The 18,615-nt window shown below is 63.6% G+C and carries 24 protein-coding genes; 15 read left to right on the top strand and 9 right to left on the bottom strand.

All coding sequences use genetic code 11. From position 1 onward, the window contains the following. The first annotated feature begins 5 nt into the window (after positions 1 to 5). Positions 6 to 1,301, top strand: a complete 1,296-nt coding sequence (locus H609_RS0103365) for an NAD(P)/FAD-dependent oxidoreductase (RefSeq protein WP_018865533.1) — start codon at positions 6 to 8, stop codon at positions 1,299 to 1,301. Positions 1,302 to 1,611: 310 nt separating this feature from the next. On the opposite strand, the gene H609_RS0103360 is transcribed toward H609_RS0103365, so the two are convergent. Next, a complete protein-coding gene (locus H609_RS0103360; RefSeq protein ID WP_017942660.1) occupies positions 1,612 to 1,812 on the bottom strand; it encodes a YdcH family protein in 201 nt (66 codons plus the stop codon). Between the two features lie 133 nt (positions 1,813 to 1,945). On the opposite strand from H609_RS0103360, the gene H609_RS0103355 reads away from it, so the two are divergent. Next, positions 1,946 to 2,716, top strand: coding sequence for a S9 family peptidase (locus H609_RS0103355; protein ID WP_018865532.1), 771 nt, complete (start codon positions 1,946 to 1,948; stop codon positions 2,714 to 2,716). Between the two features lie 176 nt (positions 2,717 to 2,892). Here H609_RS0103355 and H609_RS0103350 read toward each other — a convergent pair whose 3' ends face one another. Continuing rightward, positions 2,893 to 3,633, bottom strand: coding sequence for a ferredoxin--NADP reductase (locus H609_RS0103350; RefSeq protein ID WP_028484323.1), 741 nt, complete (start codon positions 3,631 to 3,633; stop codon positions 2,893 to 2,895). A 114-nt stretch (positions 3,634 to 3,747) separates the two neighbouring features. On the opposite strand from H609_RS0103350, the gene H609_RS0103345 reads away from it, so the two are divergent. Both H609_RS0103345 and H609_RS0103340 read left to right on the top strand, forming a co-directional pair. Then, a complete protein-coding gene (locus H609_RS0103345) occupies positions 3,748 to 4,329 on the top strand; it encodes a thioredoxin family protein (protein WP_028484322.1) in 582 nt (193 codons plus the stop codon). A gap of 167 nt (positions 4,330 to 4,496) precedes the next feature. Next, on the top strand, positions 4,497 to 5,027 hold the full coding sequence (locus H609_RS0103340; RefSeq protein WP_018865529.1) for a hypothetical protein: 531 nt from the start codon (positions 4,497 to 4,499) through the stop codon (positions 5,025 to 5,027). Between the two features lie 421 nt (positions 5,028 to 5,448). Here the strand turns inward: H609_RS0103340 and H609_RS0103335 are convergent, their stop codons facing one another. Beyond that, the gene (locus tag H609_RS0103335) at positions 5,449 to 5,802 is read right to left on the bottom strand and encodes a hypothetical protein (protein ID WP_018876554.1); all 354 of its coding nucleotides are present in this window, start codon (positions 5,800 to 5,802) and stop codon (positions 5,449 to 5,451) included. 86 nt (positions 5,803 to 5,888) lie between these two features. Between H609_RS0103335 and H609_RS0103330 the strand changes: the two genes are divergently transcribed. Next, on the top strand, positions 5,889 to 6,095 hold the full coding sequence (locus tag H609_RS0103330; protein ID WP_018878098.1) for a hypothetical protein: 207 nt from the start codon (positions 5,889 to 5,891) through the stop codon (positions 6,093 to 6,095). 58 nt (positions 6,096 to 6,153) lie between these two features. On the opposite strand, the gene H609_RS0103325 is transcribed toward H609_RS0103330, so the two are convergent. The 3 genes from H609_RS0103325 to nadA form a co-directional block, all read right to left on the bottom strand. Next, positions 6,154 to 6,486, bottom strand: coding sequence for a DUF5615 family PIN-like protein (locus tag H609_RS0103325; RefSeq protein ID WP_028484321.1), 333 nt, complete (start codon positions 6,484 to 6,486; stop codon positions 6,154 to 6,156). Next, entirely contained in the window at positions 6,487 to 6,711 is a 225-nt protein-coding gene (locus H609_RS0103320; protein WP_018865525.1) for a DUF433 domain-containing protein, read from the bottom strand. A 154-nt stretch (positions 6,712 to 6,865) separates the two neighbouring features. Beyond that, on the bottom strand, positions 6,866 to 7,948 hold the full coding sequence (gene nadA / locus H609_RS0103315) for a quinolinate synthase NadA (protein WP_028484320.1): 1,083 nt from the start codon (positions 7,946 to 7,948) through the stop codon (positions 6,866 to 6,868). A gap of 136 nt (positions 7,949 to 8,084) precedes the next feature. On the opposite strand from nadA, the gene H609_RS0103310 reads away from it, so the two are divergent. After that, positions 8,085 to 8,516 carry a hypothetical protein gene (locus H609_RS0103310; protein WP_018876557.1) on the top strand — a complete coding sequence of 144 codons (432 nt, stop codon included), beginning with the start codon at positions 8,085 to 8,087 and terminating at the stop codon, positions 8,514 to 8,516. Beyond that, positions 8,513 to 9,052, top strand: a complete 540-nt coding sequence (locus H609_RS0103305; RefSeq protein WP_028484319.1) for a protein disulfide oxidoreductase — start codon at positions 8,513 to 8,515, stop codon at positions 9,050 to 9,052. The genes H609_RS0103310 and H609_RS0103305 overlap by 4 nt, the downstream gene beginning before the upstream one ends. A gap of 61 nt (positions 9,053 to 9,113) precedes the next feature. On the opposite strand, the gene H609_RS0103300 is transcribed toward H609_RS0103305, so the two are convergent. Together H609_RS0103300 and H609_RS0103295 are read right to left on the bottom strand one after the other, a co-directional pair. After that, positions 9,114 to 9,413 carry a HigA family addiction module antitoxin gene (locus H609_RS0103300; RefSeq protein ID WP_026143109.1) on the bottom strand — a complete coding sequence of 100 codons (300 nt, stop codon included), beginning with the start codon at positions 9,411 to 9,413 and terminating at the stop codon, positions 9,114 to 9,116. A gap of 27 nt (positions 9,414 to 9,440) precedes the next feature. After that, positions 9,441 to 9,719 (bottom strand): type II toxin-antitoxin system RelE/ParE family toxin, encoded by a 279-nt coding sequence (locus H609_RS0103295; protein ID WP_026143108.1) that lies wholly within the window; start codon positions 9,717 to 9,719, stop codon positions 9,441 to 9,443. A 204-nt stretch (positions 9,720 to 9,923) separates the two neighbouring features. On the opposite strand from H609_RS0103295, the gene H609_RS0103290 reads away from it, so the two are divergent. Together H609_RS0103290 and H609_RS0103285 are read left to right on the top strand one after the other, a co-directional pair. Next, a complete protein-coding gene (locus H609_RS0103290) occupies positions 9,924 to 10,169 on the top strand; it encodes a type II toxin-antitoxin system Phd/YefM family antitoxin (protein WP_018878759.1) in 246 nt (81 codons plus the stop codon). Continuing rightward, a complete protein-coding gene (locus tag H609_RS0103285; RefSeq protein ID WP_018876561.1) occupies positions 10,169 to 10,567 on the top strand; it encodes a type II toxin-antitoxin system VapC family toxin in 399 nt (132 codons plus the stop codon). The genes H609_RS0103290 and H609_RS0103285 overlap by 1 nt, the downstream gene beginning before the upstream one ends. 154 nt (positions 10,568 to 10,721) lie before the next feature. Here H609_RS0103285 and H609_RS0103280 read toward each other — a convergent pair whose 3' ends face one another. Further along, on the bottom strand, positions 10,722 to 11,588 hold the full coding sequence (locus tag H609_RS0103280; RefSeq protein ID WP_028484318.1) for an SUMF1/EgtB/PvdO family nonheme iron enzyme: 867 nt from the start codon (positions 11,586 to 11,588) through the stop codon (positions 10,722 to 10,724). Between the two features lie 264 nt (positions 11,589 to 11,852). Here H609_RS0103280 and H609_RS0103275 point away from each other — a divergent pair, with 264 nt between their 5' ends. The 6 genes from H609_RS0103275 to H609_RS13305 all read left to right on the top strand — a co-directional run bounded on the left by H609_RS0103275 (position 11,853) and on the right by H609_RS13305 (position 18,613). Continuing rightward, positions 11,853 to 12,377 (top strand): GspH/FimT family pseudopilin, encoded by a 525-nt coding sequence (locus tag H609_RS0103275; protein ID WP_028484317.1) that lies wholly within the window; start codon positions 11,853 to 11,855, stop codon positions 12,375 to 12,377. Positions 12,378 to 12,541: 164 nt separating this feature from the next. Continuing rightward, positions 12,542 to 13,057 carry a GspH/FimT family pseudopilin gene (locus tag H609_RS0103270; RefSeq protein WP_028484316.1) on the top strand — a complete coding sequence of 172 codons (516 nt, stop codon included), beginning with the start codon at positions 12,542 to 12,544 and terminating at the stop codon, positions 13,055 to 13,057. 35 nt (positions 13,058 to 13,092) lie between these two features. Further along, a complete protein-coding gene (gene pilV, locus H609_RS0103265) occupies positions 13,093 to 13,578 on the top strand; it encodes a type IV pilus modification protein PilV (RefSeq protein ID WP_038036060.1) in 486 nt (161 codons plus the stop codon). Further along, positions 13,575 to 14,621: a PilW family protein gene (locus tag H609_RS0103260; protein WP_028484314.1), complete on the top strand. Its 1,047-nt coding sequence runs from the start codon at positions 13,575 to 13,577 to the stop codon at positions 14,619 to 14,621. The genes pilV and H609_RS0103260 overlap by 4 nt, the downstream gene beginning before the upstream one ends. Positions 14,622 to 14,639: 18 nt before the next feature. Beyond that, a complete protein-coding gene (locus tag H609_RS0103255) occupies positions 14,640 to 15,134 on the top strand; it encodes a PilX N-terminal domain-containing pilus assembly protein (RefSeq protein ID WP_038036059.1) in 495 nt (164 codons plus the stop codon). Between the two features lie 38 nt (positions 15,135 to 15,172). Next, positions 15,173 to 18,613 (top strand): pilus assembly protein, encoded by a 3,441-nt coding sequence (locus H609_RS13305; protein ID WP_231369956.1) that lies wholly within the window; start codon positions 15,173 to 15,175, stop codon positions 18,611 to 18,613. Positions 18,614 to 18,615: the final 2 nt, after the last annotated feature.

Here is an 18,615-nt window from a genome sequence, read left to right as displayed (position 1 = left end):
ACATCATGCATGACTTTACTCGACGCAATTTCCTGAAGGTCGCCGGCATCAGCAGTGCCGCGGCCTTCGCTGGCATTGGCTGTGCAGCCAACGGCATGCGCGGGGCCGACAAGGCTCACGTCGTGGTCGTGGGCGGCGGCTCCGGCGGCGCGACCGCCGCGAAATACATCAAGCAGTTCTCGCCCGACATGCGCGTGACGCTGATCGAGCCGAACGCCACCTACCACACCTGCTATGGCAGCAACTGGGTGATCGGCGGCTTCGCGGACATGGACTTCATCGCCCACGGCTACGACACCCTGCGGGATGACTACGGCATCGAGATCGTCCAGGACCGGGTGACCGCGGTGGACGCCTCCGCGCGCAGCGTGCGCCTGGCCGGCGGCGACAGCATGAGCTACGACAAGCTGGTGATGTCCCCGGGGATCGATTTCCGCTACGACGACATGCCCGGCATCTCCGAGGCCGACGCCGACCGTGTCCCGCACGCCTGGAAGGCCGGTTCGCAGACCGAGCTGCTGCGTTCCCAGCTCCAAAACATGCCGAACGGCGGCGTGTTCGTCATGGTCGCCCCGCCGAACCCGTTCCGCTGCCCGCCGGGGCCGTACGAGCGGGTGTCACTGGTCGCGAACTACTTCAAGCAGGAGAAGCCGCGCTCCAAGATCATCATCCTGGATCCGAAGGATGGCTTCTCCAAGCAGGGCCTGTTCGAGGAAGGCTGGGCCGAGCACTACGGCGACATGATTGAATGGCGCGCCGGCTCGGAGGGCGGTCGCGCCGAGGAAATCGATGTCGACAACATGACCGTGCTGGCCGACAGCGGCTTCGAACGCGTCCGTGCCGACGTGCTGAACTTCATCCCCGCCCAGCGCGCCGGCCAGATCGCCCACGACGTGGGCCTGACCAATGACGAGGGCTGGGTCCCGGTGGATCAGCTCACCTTCAAGTCGGAGATGGACGACAACATCTACGTCCTGGGGGATGCCAGCGTGGCGGGCGCCATGCCGAAGTCCGGCCACTCGGCCAACAACCAGGGCAAGATCGTCGCGGCCGCGGTCGTGCGCGAACTGTCCGGCCAGGAGCCGATCAACCCCTCCTCCGCCAACACCTGCTACAGCCTGGTCACCCCGGACTACGCGATCAGCGTGGCCGCGGTCTACCAGTACAAGGATGGCGCGCAAGCAGGGGTCGATGGTGCCGGTGGCGTCAGCCCGTCGGGCGCCAGCTCCAGCTTCCGAAGCCGCGAGGCGCAGTACACCCGGGCCTGGTATGCCGGGATCACTCAGGACATCTGGGGCTGACCCCAGCCGTTCCATCACGGAACGCACTCGAACGGCGCCTCCGGGCGCCGTTTTTTTGCTCACCACGAAGCCCACGAAGGCACGAAGAAGGTCAAGGTCAAGGGCGATTCACAGGAAGGCTGGAAGAGCGGGAAGAAAAACAGATTACTTTATGTGTCGTGAGCCCCTGATCTGACCGACGGGTAAACGCTTAACAGAACGATCTGGGCCCAAGGCCTATAGCCTTGCCTTTCTTCCTGTCTTCTAATCTTCCTGTCACGCGCTTTGCTCTCATGCGCGCCCCCGTCCGCTTCGTGGTGAATATCCCGGGTCAGGCGTTGAGGTCGGGGATCAGCCGGCTGCGCAGGCGCTGGATCGCGTCCTTCAGTTGCAGCTTGCGCTTCTTCAGGCGCTGGATGGCGAAGATGTCGGGTGCGGCCTGCTCGTGCATCACGCCGATGGCGGAATCCAGGGCGCGGTGTTCGGCCTCCAGCTCGGCCAAGCGTGCGCGAATCTGACTTTCGGTTTCCAAGCCGGCCCCCAGTGGTCCCGTGAAGTGGTGGCCGCATGGCGGAAGAATCCCGCATGGCCATTCGGATCCTCAAACCCGTATGATCGCAGACCGTCCCCGGCGGGACCATAGCCGCCCTTCAGGAGCCTGCTCGATGGCGATCCACAACACCCCGCTCACCATCCAGACCCCGCGCGGCCCCCGTCTGGGCGGCGTACTGGTCGCACCCGAGGCGGATGCCGTTCGCGGTCAGGCCTGCATCGCGCACTGCTTCGCCTGCTCCAAGGACTTCCCGGCGACGGTACGGCTGGCGCGCGCCCTTGCCGAGGAAGGCATCGCCACCCTGCGTTTCGACTTCATGGGCCTGGGTGACTCGGAGGGCGAGTTCCGCGACAGCACGCAGGAGACCTACTGCGAGGACCTCCACTCGGCGCTCGAGGCGCTGGAGACCTTCACCGGGCGGCACACCAACCTGCTGGTCGGTCACAGCTTCGGCGGGGCCATGGCGATCCATGTCAGCGCGCAGCGCGAGACGCTGGACGGCGTCGTCACCATTGCCGCCCCCAGCCGGCCCGGCCACGTCGCCCACCTGTTCGGGGACACGGCCGACGAGATCCGGCGTGAGGGCTCCGCCCGGATCAACATCGGCGGACGCCCCGTGGAGATCGGCCGCGCCTTCATCGAGTCGATCGAGGAGCCGACCCTGGACCACGCACTCGACACCCTGCAGCGGCCGCTGTTGCTGCTGCACGCACCGGGCGACACCGTGGTCAGCGTCGATCACGCCCGCAAGATCTTCCAGCAGGCGCAGCACCCCAAGAGCTTCGTCGCCCTGCACCAGGCCGACCACCTGCTCTCGCGACCGGAACACACCCGCTACGTGGCGGGCCTGATCCGCGCCTGGTCGGCGAACCTGCTGGACTAGCCCCAGCGCAAGCCACAGCCCGTAGGAGGCCAGCCCCCTGGCCGATCAGGCGCCGGCAAAACCCCATCGGCCAGAGGGCTGGCCTCCTACAACATGGCCCCGGGAGCCTGTCGAGTTTGGGCGATCTTCGCGAGCGCAGGGCGAGAGGGCCGGCCCGAATCCAAAAAGCCCCGGGCCTACCAATAGTTCTCGGTGGTGATATGCCCCGGCTTGCGCCGGCGATTCTTCGCCAGGCCGCGCTCCTTCAGGATCGCGGTCGTGTCCTGCACCATGGCCGGGTTGCCGCACAGCATCACCTGCGAATGCTCCGGGGTAATCTTCAGGCCCGCGTGGTGTTCCAGCCGGCCCTCGGCGATCGCGGCCGGCACCCGCCCTTCGAGCCCCCCGGGGAACGGCTCGCGACTGACGAACGGGATGTACTGAAACCGCTTCGCGTCGCGCTCCTGAAACTCCCGAATGGTGTCCTGGTAGGTAAGTTCCTCCGCCTTGCGCACCGCGTGGACCAGACGGATATTCTCGAAGCGCTCCCACGGGGTGTCTGTCTTCAGGATGGACAGGAAGGGTCCCAGCGCGGTACCGGTGGACAACAGCCAAAGGTCGCGACTGTCGGGGAGCTCGTCCAGGGTAAAGAAGCCGGTCGCGCGCGGCATCAACTCCACCTGATCACCCGGCTCCAGCTGCACCAGGCGGTTGGACAATGGGCCGTCCGGCACGGTGATCAGATAAAAATCCAGCGGGGTCTCGCCCGGGGCGTTCACGTACGAATACGGCCGTCCCACCATCTCCCCGTCGATCTCCAGGCGCAGGCGATTGAACTGCCCCGCCTTGAACGGCTCGACCTCGGCATCCACGCGCAGCGAGAACAGGCGGTCCGTCCACTGCTTGCGCTCCCGTACGACACCGGTCACCCAGCCCATATTCCCTACTCCATTACTCAGGTATTGTTCAAAGATTGCGGTCGCAGTCGGAAGGTTTCAAGCATCCCCGGCCAACGCCGTATAATTGTCGCAAATCCGACCACTGGAGCAGTCATGGCCCGCACCCCCTCGCAGATGATCGAACTCGGTACCGAGGCACCCAACTTCTCCCTGCCGGACGTCGTCTCCGGCGAAAACGTCAGCCTCGACAGCTTCCCCGACGCGAAAGGCTACATGATCGCCTTCATCTGCAATCACTGCCCGTTCGTGCAGCTGATCCGCCACGAATTCGCGCGCTACGGTCGCGAATACTCGAACAAGGGCATCGCGGTAATCGCGATCAACTCGAACGACATCCAGGCGGTGCCGGACGATGCCCCGGACAAGATGAAGGACGACGCCCGTCGCTTCGGCTACAACTTTCCCTACTGCCTCGACGAGAACCAGTCCGTCGCCAAGGCCTACCACGCGGCCTGCACCCCGGACCTGTACCTGTTCGACGCCGACCGCAAACTCTTCTACCGCGGCCAGTTCGACGAGACCCGCCCCGGTTCCGACACCCCGGTCACCGGCCGCGACCTGCGCGCCGCCAGCGATGCCCTGCTCGCCGGCCAGCCGGCACCGGAGCCGCAGCACCCCAGCCTCGGTTGCAATATCAAGTGGCGCCCCGGTAACGAACCGGACTACTTCGGCTGAACAGGAGGCTCGCTTGAAACGAGGACGACCCAGGGGGCAGGACCGGTGGGCCCGCCCCTGTGGGAGCGAGCCTGCCCGCGAATGGCCCCGCCCTCATCAGCCAGCAACCCAGGCGTTCGCTACCGCCCGCCGCATGCCGCCCCGAACCCCCGGATGAGGGTCGCCAGATGCCTCCCAGCAACGTAATCGACGGCCCCCGCATCGCCACCTGGCGATGCCCGTCCTGTCAGGAGGCGGTACCGCGCCTGCTGCCGAATGGCGAATCGAACCGCATCCCGATTCCACCGGAGCGCATGGCCCTGCCCGACACCACCGTGCAGCAGGCCTGCGCCCGGGTGCAGGGGCTGCGTGCGCCCGAGATCTGCTACGCCTGTGATCAGGCCTACCAGGAACTGCTGGGGACGCTGGTGCGCCCCCCCGCCGAGCTCGGCGACGCCCGCGGCGAGCCCGGACTGAACGACACCGGCATCATCGGCGCCCTGTTGCCCATCGCCGACCAGGGCACGCAGATCCTGATCTTCAACGTGATCAACGACGAACTGCGCTGCACCGAGATCGAACGCCTGATCAGCTTCAACCCCGACCGCCTCACCTACCCCGGTACACGCGGCGCCATCGCGCCGCGCATCTGGACCCTCTACGAAGACCACCTGGCCCAGCTGCACGCTCGCGCACCGACGCCCTACACCCCCGACTAGGAGGCCACAGGGAAAACTGACCCGTCATCGCGTGACGTGCAGCAGCGAGCCGCGTGGACAGCCCCGACGCCGAGCCAGGCAACCCTCAGCGGTTGCGTCCGCAGATGGCCACGGCCCCTGACGGAGCCTCGCCATGACGCGAACTGCGAGAAGCATCGTCATCGCGAGACGCGCAGCGCCGTGGCGATCGGTCGGAACCAACCCGGGCGCGCCCCTCGCGATCACGCCCGGGTATCCCCGATCACCCCTCTCGACGTCATCCCGGAAACCGCGCAGCGGTTATCCGGGATCTGACACGCCCGGTCAAAGTAACCACCGCAGATCCCGGCTCTCCGCTTTGCTGCGGCCGGGATGACTCGGGATTCGCAAGGCAATGCCTCGCGTCTTGAAGAACACTGGACGGGACGCGCCGACATGCCCCTCAGGCGTCTTCGGCATCCACCCGCGCCAGCATACGCATCCCGCCAACCATGCAACGCAAGGCCTCCAGGGCCTGTAGATCCAGCTCCGCGCCGGTCTCGGCGGGCAAGCGCCAGTATTTCGGGCGGCAGGTCGCGGGCCGATGTTCGGGCATGGCGCGGGCGGCGGCGGTGTCGACCGCCACCAGCAAATCGGCCCAGGCCAGGTGATCATCCGTCAGCGCGCCCATCGCGCGCGCCGGACGTACCTCGATCCAGTCCTCGAACTCGGCCGCCGCGGCCAGCTCCGCCACGCGCGCGGCACGCCCGTCCGGGCGTTCCGACGCCACCAGCAGACGTGCACGGCGCTTAAACATCTCCGCCACCACGCAGGTGCTTTTGAATGGCATCACAGGCCACCCTCAGGCTATAACTCAACTGATGGAAACGGAGAACGGACGCCATGGCCCACCTCGACTGGTCGCAGTACCCGATAATTGAACTCAAGCTCGTCTACAGCACGCTGCATGCGCAGCTCACCCTGGAGCCCGATCTGATGGATTCCGAACTGATGGCCGACCTGCAGACCCACCTGCAACAGGCCGCGAAGGCCGACGGCGTGGACGTCTCCACCCACTCCCAGTGGGCCGCCTGGCTGAACGACCGCTAACTTCAACTCCACCTGAGTAGACGTGGTGTCAGGACTCGCTCAGCGAGGGGCCGCTCGCTCAGTCGACTTCAATCAGCGATTCGCCGTTCTCCAGCGCCCGGAGCACGCGAGGTAGAAGCGGCTTGAACCATTCGAGCAAGGCCGCTTTCCGGGTATTTCCGATTCGAAGCCAGACGACGGCTGGATAGGCCCCCGAGTCCGCGGAGCGCCACACGGCGAAATCCTCATCCTTGGTCACGATGACGGCCCCCGTTCGGAGAGCTTCCGTCCAGATTTCTTTATCGGAAGCCTCAAGAAGTCCGACATCCGCAACATGCTCGGCCGCAACACCCTGGTCAACGAGCCAACGCGCAAGGGCCGGCGGCAGCTGAGCGTCGACCAGGAAGCGCATTCAGGCGACGTGAAGAACAGGGTGATCCGTTTGACGCGCGGCAAACCGCAACGCCTCGGTAATGTCTTCGCCCGTCAGGTAGGGGTAGTCCTCCAGAATTTCCTCCCGCGAGGCCCCTGCCGCCAGAAGGTCAAGGACATCCCGCACCCGCATCCGGGTGCCGCGGATGCAAGGGCGTCCACCGCAGATTTCCGGATCAAAGGTGATGCGTTGCAACTCGCTCATGATGGCCTCCTGCGCAGACGACCAGAGAATGTATCGACGAAGTGTATCGTTATCGGACCAATGCTGGAGCAAACGGGTCCGCGAATGTCATGTTCGCCAGAGTCGGGCGCGGGCAGGGGCTTCGCCTGCAAGCAGGCTCCTACAAGACACCTCGTCAGGCGTCGCCTTCGGTGGCCTTGCGGTGTTCGGCGGCGAAATCGAGCATGCGCTGCGTGGCCACCAGGGCCTTCTGGCGCGCGGCCTCGTCGACGAAGATCTCGTTCTTCGCCGGCTCCCCGGTGTCTTCCAGCGTCTCGGCCAGCGAGACCAGGTCGTTCATGGCCATCCACGGGCAATGGGCGCAACTGGTGCAGGTGGCGCTGTGGCCGCCGGTGGGGGCCTCGATCAGGGTCTTGCCCGGCGCCGCCTGCTGCATCTTGTAGAAGATGCCCTTGTCGGTCGCCACGATGAATTCCTGTTCCGGGCGCTCCTTCACCGCCGCGATCAGCTGGCTGGTGGAGCCGACCACATCGGCCTGATGGATCACCTCGCGCGGGGATTCCGGATGCACCAGCACCGCAGCGCCGGGATGACGGCCGCGCAGGTCTTCCAGTGCCCAGGAGCGGAACTCGTCGTGCACCACGCAGGAGCCGTCCCACAGCACCATGTCGGCACCGGTGGTGCGGCGGATGTAGTCGCCCAGGTGCTTGTCCGGGGCCCACAGGACCTTCTTGCCCTGGTCGCGCAGGTGCTCGACAAGCGGCACGGCAATGCTGGAGGTGACGACGTAGTCGGCCTGCGCCTTCACGTCCACCGAGGTGTTGGAGTACACCACCACCGTGTGGTCCGGATACTGGGCGCGGAACTTCGCGAACTCGTCCGCCGGACAGCCGAGATCCAGCGAGCACTCGGCCTCCAGTGTCGGCATCAGCACGCGCTTCTCCGGGCTCAGGATCTTGGCCGTCTCGCCCATGAAGCGCACCCCGGCCACCACCAGCGTCTCGGCCGGGTGCTCCTTGCCGAAGCGTGCCATCTCCAGGGAGTCGGCCACGCAGCCGCCGGTCTCGTCCGCCAGGCGCTGCAGCGACTCGTCCACGTAGTAATGGGCCACCAGCACCGCGTTGCGTTCGATCAGCAGGCGCTTGATGCGGCGCACCAGCTCGTCGCGCTGGGCATCGGTCAACGCGTGCAGCGAAGCCGTCACGTGGGCCGTGCTCGGCACGTGGTAAAGCGGCTTGTCGGCTACGGGTGCGTTCATGATCCCTCGCTCTCCGAAGCAGTCGGAGAAGATTATCGTCTGCTTATGGTACGACAGGCCCCGGCGTGCTGTCGTTCCTGCAAATTGTGGGGGCGTGCCCGCGTAACCCAAGCAGCGCGCCTATAATGCCCTCCCGATGGACGAGCTCACCCGCCAATACAAGGCGCTGTCATTCGAAGAGCGCATGGACCTGGCCCTCTCCGGAGCGCTTGACGAGCGCTGGCGACCGTTGCTGGTCCGCGACCAGCACGCCCAGGTGAAGGCGTACTTCTCCCGGCGTATGGACCTGACGCCGGAGGAAGTCGCGCTGCTCCTGGCCGACCCCAACCAGACCGTACGCCTGAACTGCGCCAAGCGTCCGGACCTGACCCCGGACCAGGTCGAGGCCTGCGTGAACGATCGCGACCCCAACCTGCGCTACTTCGTCGCGCGTAACCCTCTGCTGACCGAGGCCCAGCGGGAACGCCTGATGGACGACGAGGACGAACTGGTACGCATCGCGGTGCGCAAGGGCCCGAAAAAACGTGGCACCCGCGCCCGCCCCGGACAAGCCGAGATGATCCGTTGACCGAGACCAAGCCCGAGAAGCCGAAACGCCGGAAGCCCTCCGGACGCCGACGCGCGCTGTCCTGGGGTATTCAGATCGGCCTGGCGCTGGTGATCTTCCTGGCCGTACGCGCCTGGATGGCGCGCGACATGGTCGAGGGCCCGGCACCCGAGTTCGAGGCCCAGCTACTGGATGGCACGCCGGTAACGCTCGCGGATTACGCGGACGAGCCCATGCTGCTCCACTTCTGGGCCACCTGGTGCCCGATCTGCCGCCTGGAAGAAGGCGAGATCGTGCGCCTGTCCCAAAGCCACCCGGTGCTGACGGTCGCTATGCAATCGGGCGTGGAAGAAGAGGTGCTGGACCACCTGAACGAACGCGAGCGGGAACTAGCCGTGATCAACGATCCGGACGGCGCCCTGGCCGCGCGCTACAACGTTCGCGGCGTCCCGGCCACCTTCATCATCAACCCCGACGGCGAGATCGTCTTCCGCAAGCAGGGCTACGCCCCGCCTCTGGAGCTGCGCCTGCGCCTCTGGCTCGCCCGCTGGCTGTAAGCCACCCCATCGCCCAACGGCGCGTCTCGCCGCGCTCAGCACTCCCTACATTCAATCGCGGTCACGCAGCGCGGGGGTCGATCTCGCCACGCACACGGTCCGAGAGTTCGATCTGGGCGCGCCGCAATTCGTATTCAACCTGCAGGTTCAGCCAGAAACGCTCGGATGTGCCGAAGTAGCGTGCCAGCCTCATGGCCGTGTCGGCAGAGACTCCCCGCCGCTCGCGCACGATGTCATTCATGCGTGTCGTCGGCACATGCAGGGCACCGGCGAGAGCGTTCACGCTCATCCCGAGCGGTACCAGATATTCTTCGCGCAGGATCTCGCCCGGATGGACGGGCCGCATTCCGTTTGTGCTCATGCTAGTAATCCTCCCGAAGACTCGTGCTCAGTGGTAATCGACGATCTCCACATCCTCGACCCCTTCGTCAGTCCACCGGAAACAGACACGCCATTGGGCGTTGATGCGAATGCTGTGCTGTCCCTCGCGATCTCCAGACAGGACCTCCAGCCGATTACCCGGCGGCGAACGCAAATCCTGCAGCGTCTCCGCCGCTTGAAGCTGGACCAACTTGCGCTCCGCAATCGCTCTGATACCGGACCAACGCCGACTCCTTCCGGTTTCGAACAGCGCCCGGGTTTCCCTACACCGAAAGCTCCTGATCATGTGATACAGAATATAACGCTTAACGGTAACCAGCAAACCAATGGCGCAGCTCGCTTCGCTCAGTGCACCCTACACCCAGGAAGCCCCTCGTAGGATGCGGCTGAGCGCAGCGAAACGCATCAAAATGATCGTGGCCGGCAACCCAGCTTCTTGACCACCAACGCACTTTCGTTACACTTCAAAGTGTAACCAACGGAGGCCGTCATGGAAGCTACCACCAAGGACATGCGCCTGCACAGCCGCGAGTTGCTTGCCGCCGTGGACCGAGGGGAGGAGATCGAGATCACCTACCGGGGCCAGTTGCGCGCCCGACTTGTCCCCTACCGGGCTCGCAGTGAAGCGACCCAGGCGCGCTCCGCACATAACCCGCTGTTCGGGCTCTGGCGCGACCAAACCGACCCGGTCGACGAACACATCCGCCGGATCCGGCAACCCAGGAACTTCAAGTAATGCTAGTGGACACGGATGTCCTGATCTGGAATCTGCGCGGGAATCAGCGAGCCAGCGAATGGCTCGACAGCTCTCCGGGATTCACAGTGTCCGCAGTAACCTACATGGAACTCGTCCAGGGGCTGCGCGACCAGTCCGAATTCCGCGCGCTGCGCCAAGCCGTCCAGTACTGGGATGCCCGCATCCAACCGGTAAGCGAAGCCATCTCGAACCGCGCAACCTTCCTTGTCGAGACCTACGCCCTCAGCCACAACATGCAGATGGCCGATGCGCTGATTGCGGCGACCGCCACACAGCTGGGCCTGCCACTCGTCACGGCCAACGATCGGCACTATCGGCACATCGAGGGCCTGGAGATCCACCTGTTCCGACCGGAACAGGGCAGCGCCCCACTGTAGGAGGCCAGCCCTCTGGCCGATCGGGCCCGGCCTACGCCCCATCGCCCAGAGGGCTGGGCTCCTACACAAGACCCAAGCCTCGCCGCAGCGCCGAACCGTTCCCCGCAGGGGGCGCGCCTTACGCGCGAAGCCCCTGCCACCGCCAGCCCGGGGCCTACGCCTCCAGCTCGCGCAAGACGCGGAAGCCCAGGTTGGTATCCATCTCGTCGATGTTGCGGCGGCGCCGGGCGGCGCTGCGGGTATTCACGGCGGCATCGAACCAGGAACCGCCCTTGGTGACCACCCACTCGTTGTCCGGGTCGGCGCGATAGACACCGTCGCGGGGGCAGTTCGCGTGGCTGTCGTGCCAAGGCGTGGAGGTAAACTCCTGCACATTGCCGTGCATGTCGTACAGCCCCCAGAGGTTGGGCTGGAAACTGCCCACATCCAGCGGCCGCGACAGCGGGAAACACGCCGGGATGTACCACTTGCGCCGCTGGCGTCGCTCCTCGTATGGGAACAGCGAATTGAAGTGCACGTCGCGACACCCCACCACTTCGCCAAAGGCAAACGGCGTGCGAGTACCGGCCCGGCAGGCGTATTCCCACTCCGCCTCGGTCGGCAGGCGATAACGCTTGCCCGTCTCCTCGCTCAGCCAGTCCAGATACTGCTGGATGCTATCCGGCTTGATATTGAAGATCGGCATGCGCGGCGTACTCGGCCACACCAGCCACTCCCAGGGCTCCCAGCCCGTCGCCGCCTGGAACGCCTCCCACTCCTCGCGCGTAATCGCGTAGCGCCCCAGAGCGAAGGGCCGCTCCAGCGCCACGTAGCGGCGCGGCCCCTCGTGCGGCTGATGGCCGTACTCCGAGACATCCGAACCCATCTCGAACTCGCCGGGCGGGATCACCTGCAGCTCCGGCGTCGGCGCCCCGGAACGGGCCTCGTCGCGAAACGTGACGTCCAGCCTTGCCGCACGCGCCGCCTGCTGCTGCAGATCCAGCAGATCCGCCTGATCCATCCGCTGCACGTCCTTCACCATGAGCCTGCTGACCTCCTGATCTTTCTGCGCCCCGCTCACACCAACAAAACCCGTCATTGCAAGCGAAGCGAAGTAATCTCCCACCCGTACCCGGGCACTACGCCCCCCCCTCATCAGCCGGCAGCCTGAATCACTCGCCACCGCTGCCGTCATCCTGTAGGCAAGCGCCAACGCCCGAGGTTCGCCCTCGCGCAGTGCCGCTTGCACCGGTTAAACAGGCATTTTACGCTCCACCCCTTGTTTGGACTCAGGGAGGAGTCGAACATGTCCTGCTCGCGTGGCTTCACGCTGGCGGAGCTGATGGTCACCCTGCTGGTGGCTTCGATCCTGCTCGGTATCGGGGCACCCGCCTTCGGCAACCTCGTCGAACAGACCCGGCTCACCACCACAACCAACCAGTTCCTGACCACCCTGCACATGACCCGCAGCGAGGCCATCCGCCGCGGCAGCCTGGTCACGCTGTGCACCTCCACGGATGGCGCCACCTGCACAGGCACCCCCTGGGACGCCGGCTGGATCCTCTTCGCCAATCCAGGACGAACCGACCAGCCAACCGCGCCGGACCATATCCTGCGCGTGGGCAATGCCTGGACCGGAGCGGATGTCACCGTGTCCGGCAATCAGCCCGTCAGCCAGCACATCTCCTACAACGCCCTCGGCCAGTCCGAACGCCTGTCGGGTGCGCTCCTGATGGGCACTGTCTCGATCTGCTCCACCGGAGACGAAGGCCGAGCCATCGTCATCAGCAGTGCCGGCCGCCCCCGCGTCGCAACCGCCGACTGCACCTGAGCCCGGGCTCCACCCGGCGGACTTCCGGTTGAGCATCGCGGCGCCGCCAGGGCCGCGAACACCGCTCGTGGCCGCGATTCGACCACTGAACCGGTCGGGGCTTGCAGTACCACCGCCGCGTGCTTATCACTAAAGTCTCGGAAACCCCGAACGGCTGACGCCCAATGACCCGACCCCACGGATTCACGCTCGTCGAACTGATGGTCACCATCGCGGTTCTCGCGATTCTCGCGAGCATCGCGGTGCCCGGTTTCCAAAGCATTATCCAGAACAATCGGGCCACGACTATGGCCAACGAACTCACTACTGCCATCAACCTGGCCCGCAGCGAGGCCGTCAAGCGGGGCGTAGAAGTGTCGGTCTGTCCCACAGGCGGAACGTGGTGGGATGGAACGAATGGCGGCTGGAGTGTCGATGTGTCCGGTGACTGCAGTAGCGCCCAAAATGATCTTCTAAGAATTTGGTCGAATCTTCCGCCCCGCACTGGCATTGACGAGGATATCGACGGCGACAACCGCATCACCTTCGGCCCTCTCGGGGAACGCACGAGTGCAGGCCCAGGCACCGCCGACGACCCGATGTTCGTCGTCGCGGCGGAAGGCTGCCAGGGCGACCGCGCACGCGCACTGAATATCAGTCCCGGCGGTCGAATCAGCGTTACGCGCGCGGCCTGCCCATGATCCGCTCAGCAATACCTATCTCGGAGATTGAACGCATGAATGCCCCAGCGGACAAGGAGGGATCGTCAGGACGCCACCAAAGCGGCGTCACGCTGATTGAGGTGTTGGTCGCCCTTCTTGTGTTGTCCATCGGGTTGATTGGCGTAGCTGCGTTGCAGGCTAACGCGCTGCAGGCCAACCATGGGTCGCAACTGCGCTCACAGGCAACCAACCTCGCGTACGACATCAGCGACCGCATGCGCACCAACCGGCAAGCCGCGCTTAATGGCGATTACGTGGGCCAGTTCAATGCTGCCACCTGCCCAAGCTCTTCCGCCGAGATCCCCAACCCGACTGGCTCGCTGGCCAACCGCGACTTGACGGAGTGGCAAGTAGCTCTGGCCTGCGGCCTTCCGGCGGGTCGCGGCGAGATCAGCCGCAGCGGCGACGAATTCGTGATCACCATCCGCTGGAACAATGAACGGCTTGCCGAAGATGCCTCCGAGCAAACGGAAGTGTTTGTCACCAGGACCGAGATATGAAGCACCCTAACACTCTTGTAGCCGCCCCAGTTCGTAATATTCGCGGCCATGGCTTCACCCTGGTCGAACTCATGGTGGCCATGATCATCGGACTTTTACTGATCGGCGCGACCATCAGCGTATTTATCAGCACCCAACAAACAAATCGGACCCAGGAAGCGATGTCCCGGGTCCAGGAAAGTGGCCGATATGCGATCGAAATGATCGCTCGTGAGGCGCGGATGGCCGGGTATGGCGCATGTGCGGGCATACGAGTCCACAACATACTGAACCAGTCAGATCCGGCATACGACCCGGCCCTTCACGCCTCAGAGGATGCATTTTCGTATCTCGATCCGCCCAACGGGCACATTCGAGGCGATGTCCTTGTAGTGAATCAGATGCGACTGCTCACAACAGAGCTTGAAGCCTCTGGCTCCGCTGGTGGTGGCGGCGGAAACGTCCCGCCGATTGGCCTGGTTCAAAACGCATCTGGCATCGAACAGGGCACCATTCTAATGGTGTCGGCGCCCGACGGATCGGCTTGCGACCTCTTCCAGCAAACCACCACCGCCAGTGCCTCCAATCTTCAACGGGCCGCAGGCGGCCAAAGCCCCGGCAACCTGTCGTCGAGTCAGGTTAGGTATTCCGTGTTCACCGGTCCCATCGAAGTCTCCCAAGCGGACCGTTCCATTTTCTACATCGGCGAGTCCACCTTCAGCCCGGGAACACCCAGCCTCTACCAGATGAGGGAATCAAATAACAACGTTCCCGTGGAAATTGTCGAGGGCGTCTACGATATGCGCATCGAGTACGGCCGCGACACCAACAACGACGGCCAGGTCGACGACTACGTACGACACCAAGACACTTCGGCTGCAGACGACTGGTCCGAGTTCGTCGCCGTCCGCATTCACCTGCTGGTACATAACGGCACCGAGCAGAACGTTGTCGACCAAGCGCGCCAGAACCTCTACTTCGCAGGGGGACTCTTCGACGCGCCCGATCGTCGCCTCTACCAGACGTTCACAACCACCATCGCGGCGCGCAACCGACTGGAATAACCCGAAGGGGACCTGCACATGGCCTATTCGAACCGCTTCCCCAGCCAGCCACCATCGCACCAGCAGGGCTCAGCACTCATTGTCGCGCTGGTCCTGCTGCTCGTGATTACCTTATTGGCAGTAGCCGGCATGCAGAACACCGTTCTGCAGGAGCGCATGGCGGGCAACGTGCATGATCGCAACATTGCCTTTCAGCAAGCGGAAGCGGGCCTCCGAAATGCTCAGGCGCAAATTCCTGGCAACGTCGGTCAGGCGCTTCCCAGTGATGTCTCGCCACGCGACCCCACGTATTGGGCGGATCAGCAGCTCACCGACCGGACCCCTCAGTCCTATCAGACCTACGTCGAGCAGCTTGCGGTTCCCGCCGAGAGCGACTGCCCGGAGGGCGAAGTTTGTGACGACGAATTCGGAGCGATGACCAATATCAACGTATTCCGAATCACGTCCCTGGGTGTGGGCGGCTCGCCAGACGCTGTCGTCATCCTTCAGGCGACCGTCCGATCCGCACAGTAGAACCACTCGAACCTATTCAAGAAACCGCGAGAAGCGCCATGAACAATGTGACCTCAAATCAGTCGCGAGTGACCGTCACGGGGACTCGCCGAGTAGCCCCCCTGGCGACCATGTTCGGCTGCGCGGCCCTGGCATTCTCCGGGACGGCGCATGGTCTCAACATCGCGGACGCGCCGCTGTTTCTTTCCAGCCCGGTCGACCCTAACTTAATGTTCATCTTGGACGACTCTGGGTCAATGCACTGGGACATTTTGCCGGACGAAAGTATTTATTCGTACTTCACATTCCCACGCCCGTCCGGAGTCTACGGAAGCTCGGACTACCCGAATTACGTCGTAACGTTCGAAGATACGATTTACGCTGCTTTCTTGCGGAGCCCATCTACCAACCCTCAATACTACGACCCCTCTGTCACATATCGGCCATGGTCCAACTCGGATGGCTCCATCATGGACCCCTCGCCAATTGATGCCGCGCCCCACAACCCCATGTTGCCGGGACTGGGAAGCCGGGATCTGACCAGCGACAATACCGAGAGTGCTGGGTGGGACGATTGTTCCGTCTCCGACGCCGGAGAATTTTCAGGGTGTTCATTTGACAGCGAATCCAGGACTTTCTTTCCCGCAGTGTATTACCGCCACTTGGGCGGCAGCGTCGGCGACCTAAGCAACTACGAACGTGTCGAAATCCGTTCTTCTACCGGGGTCTACTCAGGGGAGGGACGAGAAGATCGAACTGACTGCGCCAACGCCACTGCGGGCTCATGTAGCTATGCCGAGGAGATTCAGAACTTTGCGAACTGGTACACCTACCATCGGTCCCGCGTTCTAACTTCCCGGGGAGCTATTGGCCGGGCCTTCGCGGATCAAGGGGAAACGTTCCGTGTCGGCTACGGCACGATCAATGCCGGTACCAGCGAGGTCGACGGGGTAAACACCAACCGCATTATACGGGGTGTCCGGGCATTCACCGGCGATGACCGCGCAGCGTGGTTCGACCTCCTGTACGAACGCCCAATCCCGGCTGCTGGAACCCCCCTTCGGACTGCGCTGCAAAGCGCCGGGGAATACTTCAGTCGCAATGATAGCCAAGGCCCCTGGAGTACCACGCCGGGCGATTCAGGGGGCGAGGATCTCGAGTGCCGCCAGAGCTATACCATTCTGATGTCGGATGGATACTGGAATGGAGCATCGCCGGGTGTCGGCAACGTCGATGGATCACCCGGACCAACGATCGAGTCACCAAGCGGCGAGACCTTCCAGTATCAGCCCGAGCCGCCATTCGAAGATTCTTATTCCAACACCTTGGCCGATGTGGCCATGCATTATTGGAAAAGGGATCTGCGCACCGACCTCGAAAACCGTGTGCCAACCACGTCCACAAACCCAGCCTTCTGGCAGCACATGGTCACATTTACTGTGGGGCTAGGTGTCTCGGGAGACATCGACCCGGACGGGGCCTTCGCAGCGATCGCGACCGAAGATGAAATTGACTGGCCCAATCCCACCAGCAGTGATGCTGCCAAGATTGACGACATGCTGCATGCCGCAGTCAACAGCCGAGGGGGGTTCTTCTCCACGAACAATCCCGACATCTTTGCCGAGGAACTGTCCGGAGTGCTGGGCGCTATCACTTCACGCAGCGGTGCATCCGTAACATCAGTGGCGACCAACTCGACAGAACTTCAGCCCGATGGCACCAACGTCGTGTACCAGGCTCGGTTCAACTCCGCCGACTGGTCGGGCGACATCCAGGCACTGGAGATCGATGTCGTAAGCCTTGATCTCGTGGAGTCCTGGTCCGCCGCAAGTCAGCTTCCCGGCCACGCATCCCGCAATATTGTGACCTATGATGGCAGTGATGGCATCGAATTCGACTGGAACGCGATCAGCACGCTCGGATCTCCGTTGACGGAGGAATTGGTCGCCTATCTCCGTGGTGATCCCAGTAATGAATTACAAAATGGTGGATCCTTCCGGAATCGGTCCACACCGCTTGGTGACATCGTCAACTCGAATCCCGTGTATCAGGGGGCCAGCCTCAACTTTGGGTACGGCTTCGAGGACGACTACATGGCGTTCCGCCAAGCGAATCAGAACCGTTCGGAGGTCGTGTATGTGGGCAGCAACGGGGGAATGTTGCACGCGTTCGATGCCGAAACCGGGGAAGAGCTGTTTGCCTATGTGCCGAGCATGCTGTTCGACAAGCTTCCGCAACTAGCCGACCCGAACTACACCCATAAGTTCTTCGTGGATGGTCAGCAACGAATCGCGCATGCCCAAATCGACGGATCCTGGAGGACCGTACTCATTGGGACTCTGGGCGCAGGCGGCCGTGGGGTATATGCCCTGGATGTGACCGACCCAGAGAACTTCGGTCCAGACAATGTGCTCTGGGAGCTCAGCGGCGACGACGATGCCGACCTGGGCTTCACCTTTGGTGACGCAACCATTGGGCGCACCGCTAACGACGAATGGGCCGTGCTGTTTGCGAACGGGTACGGCAGCAACAACGAGGACGCAGTGCTCTTCGTAGTTGACCTTGAGGATGGGAGCATAACCCGAAAGATCAGTACCGAAACGGCGGGCGGAAACGGTCTGTCCAGCCCTGTGTTCCGCGCCAGTGGCGATCGCATCATCCAGGAAGGCTTTGCCGGTGACCTTCAAGGCAACCTCTGGAAATTTGACCTAACGAGTACGAACAACACAGGCCAGTGGGATGTCGCCTTCAAACAAGGCAACAACAAGTTTCCTCTTTTCGAGGCAACCAGCCCCAATGGCTCGGCTCAACCGATCACCGCGAAGCCCGCTATCGGATCCCACCCCAATGGGGGCTCAATTGTCCTGTTTGGGACTGGCAAGTTCTTCGAGACACAGGACAACCAAATCGAGAGCGACCCGCAAATCCAGACCGTCTACGGTGTCCGCGATCACAGCGAGACGGACGCCCCCTTGGGGCGAGACGATCTCGTACCTCAGAGCTTCATCGGACAGGGCGTAATCGCGGGAACCGTCGTCCGCGCTACCAGCGACGAAGAACTGGACGAAGACGCCGACGGCTGGCGGCTGGACCTGGATTTCCCTGAGCCGCGCGGTGAACGCGTCGTGACGCAACCGGTTCTGATTGACGGGCGGGTAGAGTTCGTCACGCTCATCCCATTCGACGATCCCTGCGCAGGCGGCGGCACATCGGCCCTGTTCTCCTTGAACGCAGCGACGGGAGGCCGACCAAGCAACCCGGTATTTGACCTCAATCGAGACGGCGATTTCGACTCGGGCGATACGATCACCATTAATGGCGAAGAAGTCGCGCCCAGCTCGATTGATCCGGGGCTTGGCATCATCGGCCGTCCAACCCTGATTCGAAACCCAGCCGATGGCCGCCTGTACCGCGTCATTAGCGGGACCGAGGGCGAGGGGATCGAAGAAGCCCCGCTGGCCGTTCAGCTTCAACCGCGCAGCTGGCTGCAGTTGCGCTAACC

Origin of the sequence: Thioalkalivibrio sp. ALE17 (genome assembly GCF_000425605.1) — a bacterium.
Classification (GTDB): Bacteria; Pseudomonadota; Gammaproteobacteria; order Ectothiorhodospirales; family Ectothiorhodospiraceae; genus Thioalkalivibrio.
This window is presented reverse-complemented; position numbering and strand designations above follow the sequence as displayed.

Excerpts from the sequence above, each read along its gene's own strand:
- H609_RS0103365 (WP_018865533.1), top strand. The coding sequence starts at position 6 with ATGCATGACTTTACTCGACGCAATTTCCTGAAGGTCGCCGGCATCAGC.
- H609_RS0103355 (WP_018865532.1), top strand. The coding sequence starts at position 1,946 with ATGGCGATCCACAACACCCCGCTCACCATCCAGACCCCGCGCGGCCCC.
- H609_RS0103350 (WP_028484323.1), bottom strand. The coding sequence starts at position 3,633 with ATGGGCTGGGTGACCGGTGTCGTACGGGAGCGCAAGCAGTGGACGGAC.
- H609_RS0103345 (WP_028484322.1), top strand. The coding sequence starts at position 3,748 with ATGGCCCGCACCCCCTCGCAGATGATCGAACTCGGTACCGAGGCACCC.
- H609_RS0103340 (WP_018865529.1), top strand. The coding sequence starts at position 4,497 with ATGCCTCCCAGCAACGTAATCGACGGCCCCCGCATCGCCACCTGGCGA.
- H609_RS0103335 (WP_018876554.1), bottom strand. The coding sequence starts at position 5,802 with ATGTTTAAGCGCCGTGCACGTCTGCTGGTGGCGTCGGAACGCCCGGAC.
- H609_RS0103330 (WP_018878098.1), top strand. The coding sequence starts at position 5,889 with ATGGCCCACCTCGACTGGTCGCAGTACCCGATAATTGAACTCAAGCTC.
- H609_RS0103325 (WP_028484321.1), bottom strand. The coding sequence starts at position 6,486 with ATGCGCTTCCTGGTCGACGCTCAGCTGCCGCCGGCCCTTGCGCGTTGG.
- H609_RS0103320 (WP_018865525.1), bottom strand. The coding sequence starts at position 6,711 with ATGAGCGAGTTGCAACGCATCACCTTTGATCCGGAAATCTGCGGTGGA.
- nadA (WP_028484320.1), bottom strand. The coding sequence starts at position 7,948 with ATGAACGCACCCGTAGCCGACAAGCCGCTTTACCACGTGCCGAGCACG.
- H609_RS0103310 (WP_018876557.1), top strand. The coding sequence starts at position 8,085 with ATGGACGAGCTCACCCGCCAATACAAGGCGCTGTCATTCGAAGAGCGC.
- H609_RS0103300 (WP_026143109.1), bottom strand. The coding sequence starts at position 9,413 with ATGAGCACAAACGGAATGCGGCCCGTCCATCCGGGCGAGATCCTGCGC.
- H609_RS0103295 (WP_026143108.1), bottom strand. The coding sequence starts at position 9,719 with ATGATCAGGAGCTTTCGGTGTAGGGAAACCCGGGCGCTGTTCGAAACC.
- H609_RS0103290 (WP_018878759.1), top strand. The coding sequence starts at position 9,924 with ATGGAAGCTACCACCAAGGACATGCGCCTGCACAGCCGCGAGTTGCTT.
- H609_RS0103285 (WP_018876561.1), top strand. The coding sequence starts at position 10,169 with ATGCTAGTGGACACGGATGTCCTGATCTGGAATCTGCGCGGGAATCAG.
- H609_RS0103280 (WP_028484318.1), bottom strand. The coding sequence starts at position 11,588 with ATGGTGAAGGACGTGCAGCGGATGGATCAGGCGGATCTGCTGGATCTG.
- H609_RS0103275 (WP_028484317.1), top strand. The coding sequence starts at position 11,853 with ATGTCCTGCTCGCGTGGCTTCACGCTGGCGGAGCTGATGGTCACCCTG.
- H609_RS0103270 (WP_028484316.1), top strand. The coding sequence starts at position 12,542 with ATGACCCGACCCCACGGATTCACGCTCGTCGAACTGATGGTCACCATC.
- pilV (WP_038036060.1), top strand. The coding sequence starts at position 13,093 with ATGAATGCCCCAGCGGACAAGGAGGGATCGTCAGGACGCCACCAAAGC.
- H609_RS0103260 (WP_028484314.1), top strand. The coding sequence starts at position 13,575 with ATGAAGCACCCTAACACTCTTGTAGCCGCCCCAGTTCGTAATATTCGC.
- H609_RS0103255 (WP_038036059.1), top strand. The coding sequence starts at position 14,640 with ATGGCCTATTCGAACCGCTTCCCCAGCCAGCCACCATCGCACCAGCAG.
- H609_RS13305 (WP_231369956.1), top strand. The coding sequence starts at position 15,173 with ATGAACAATGTGACCTCAAATCAGTCGCGAGTGACCGTCACGGGGACT.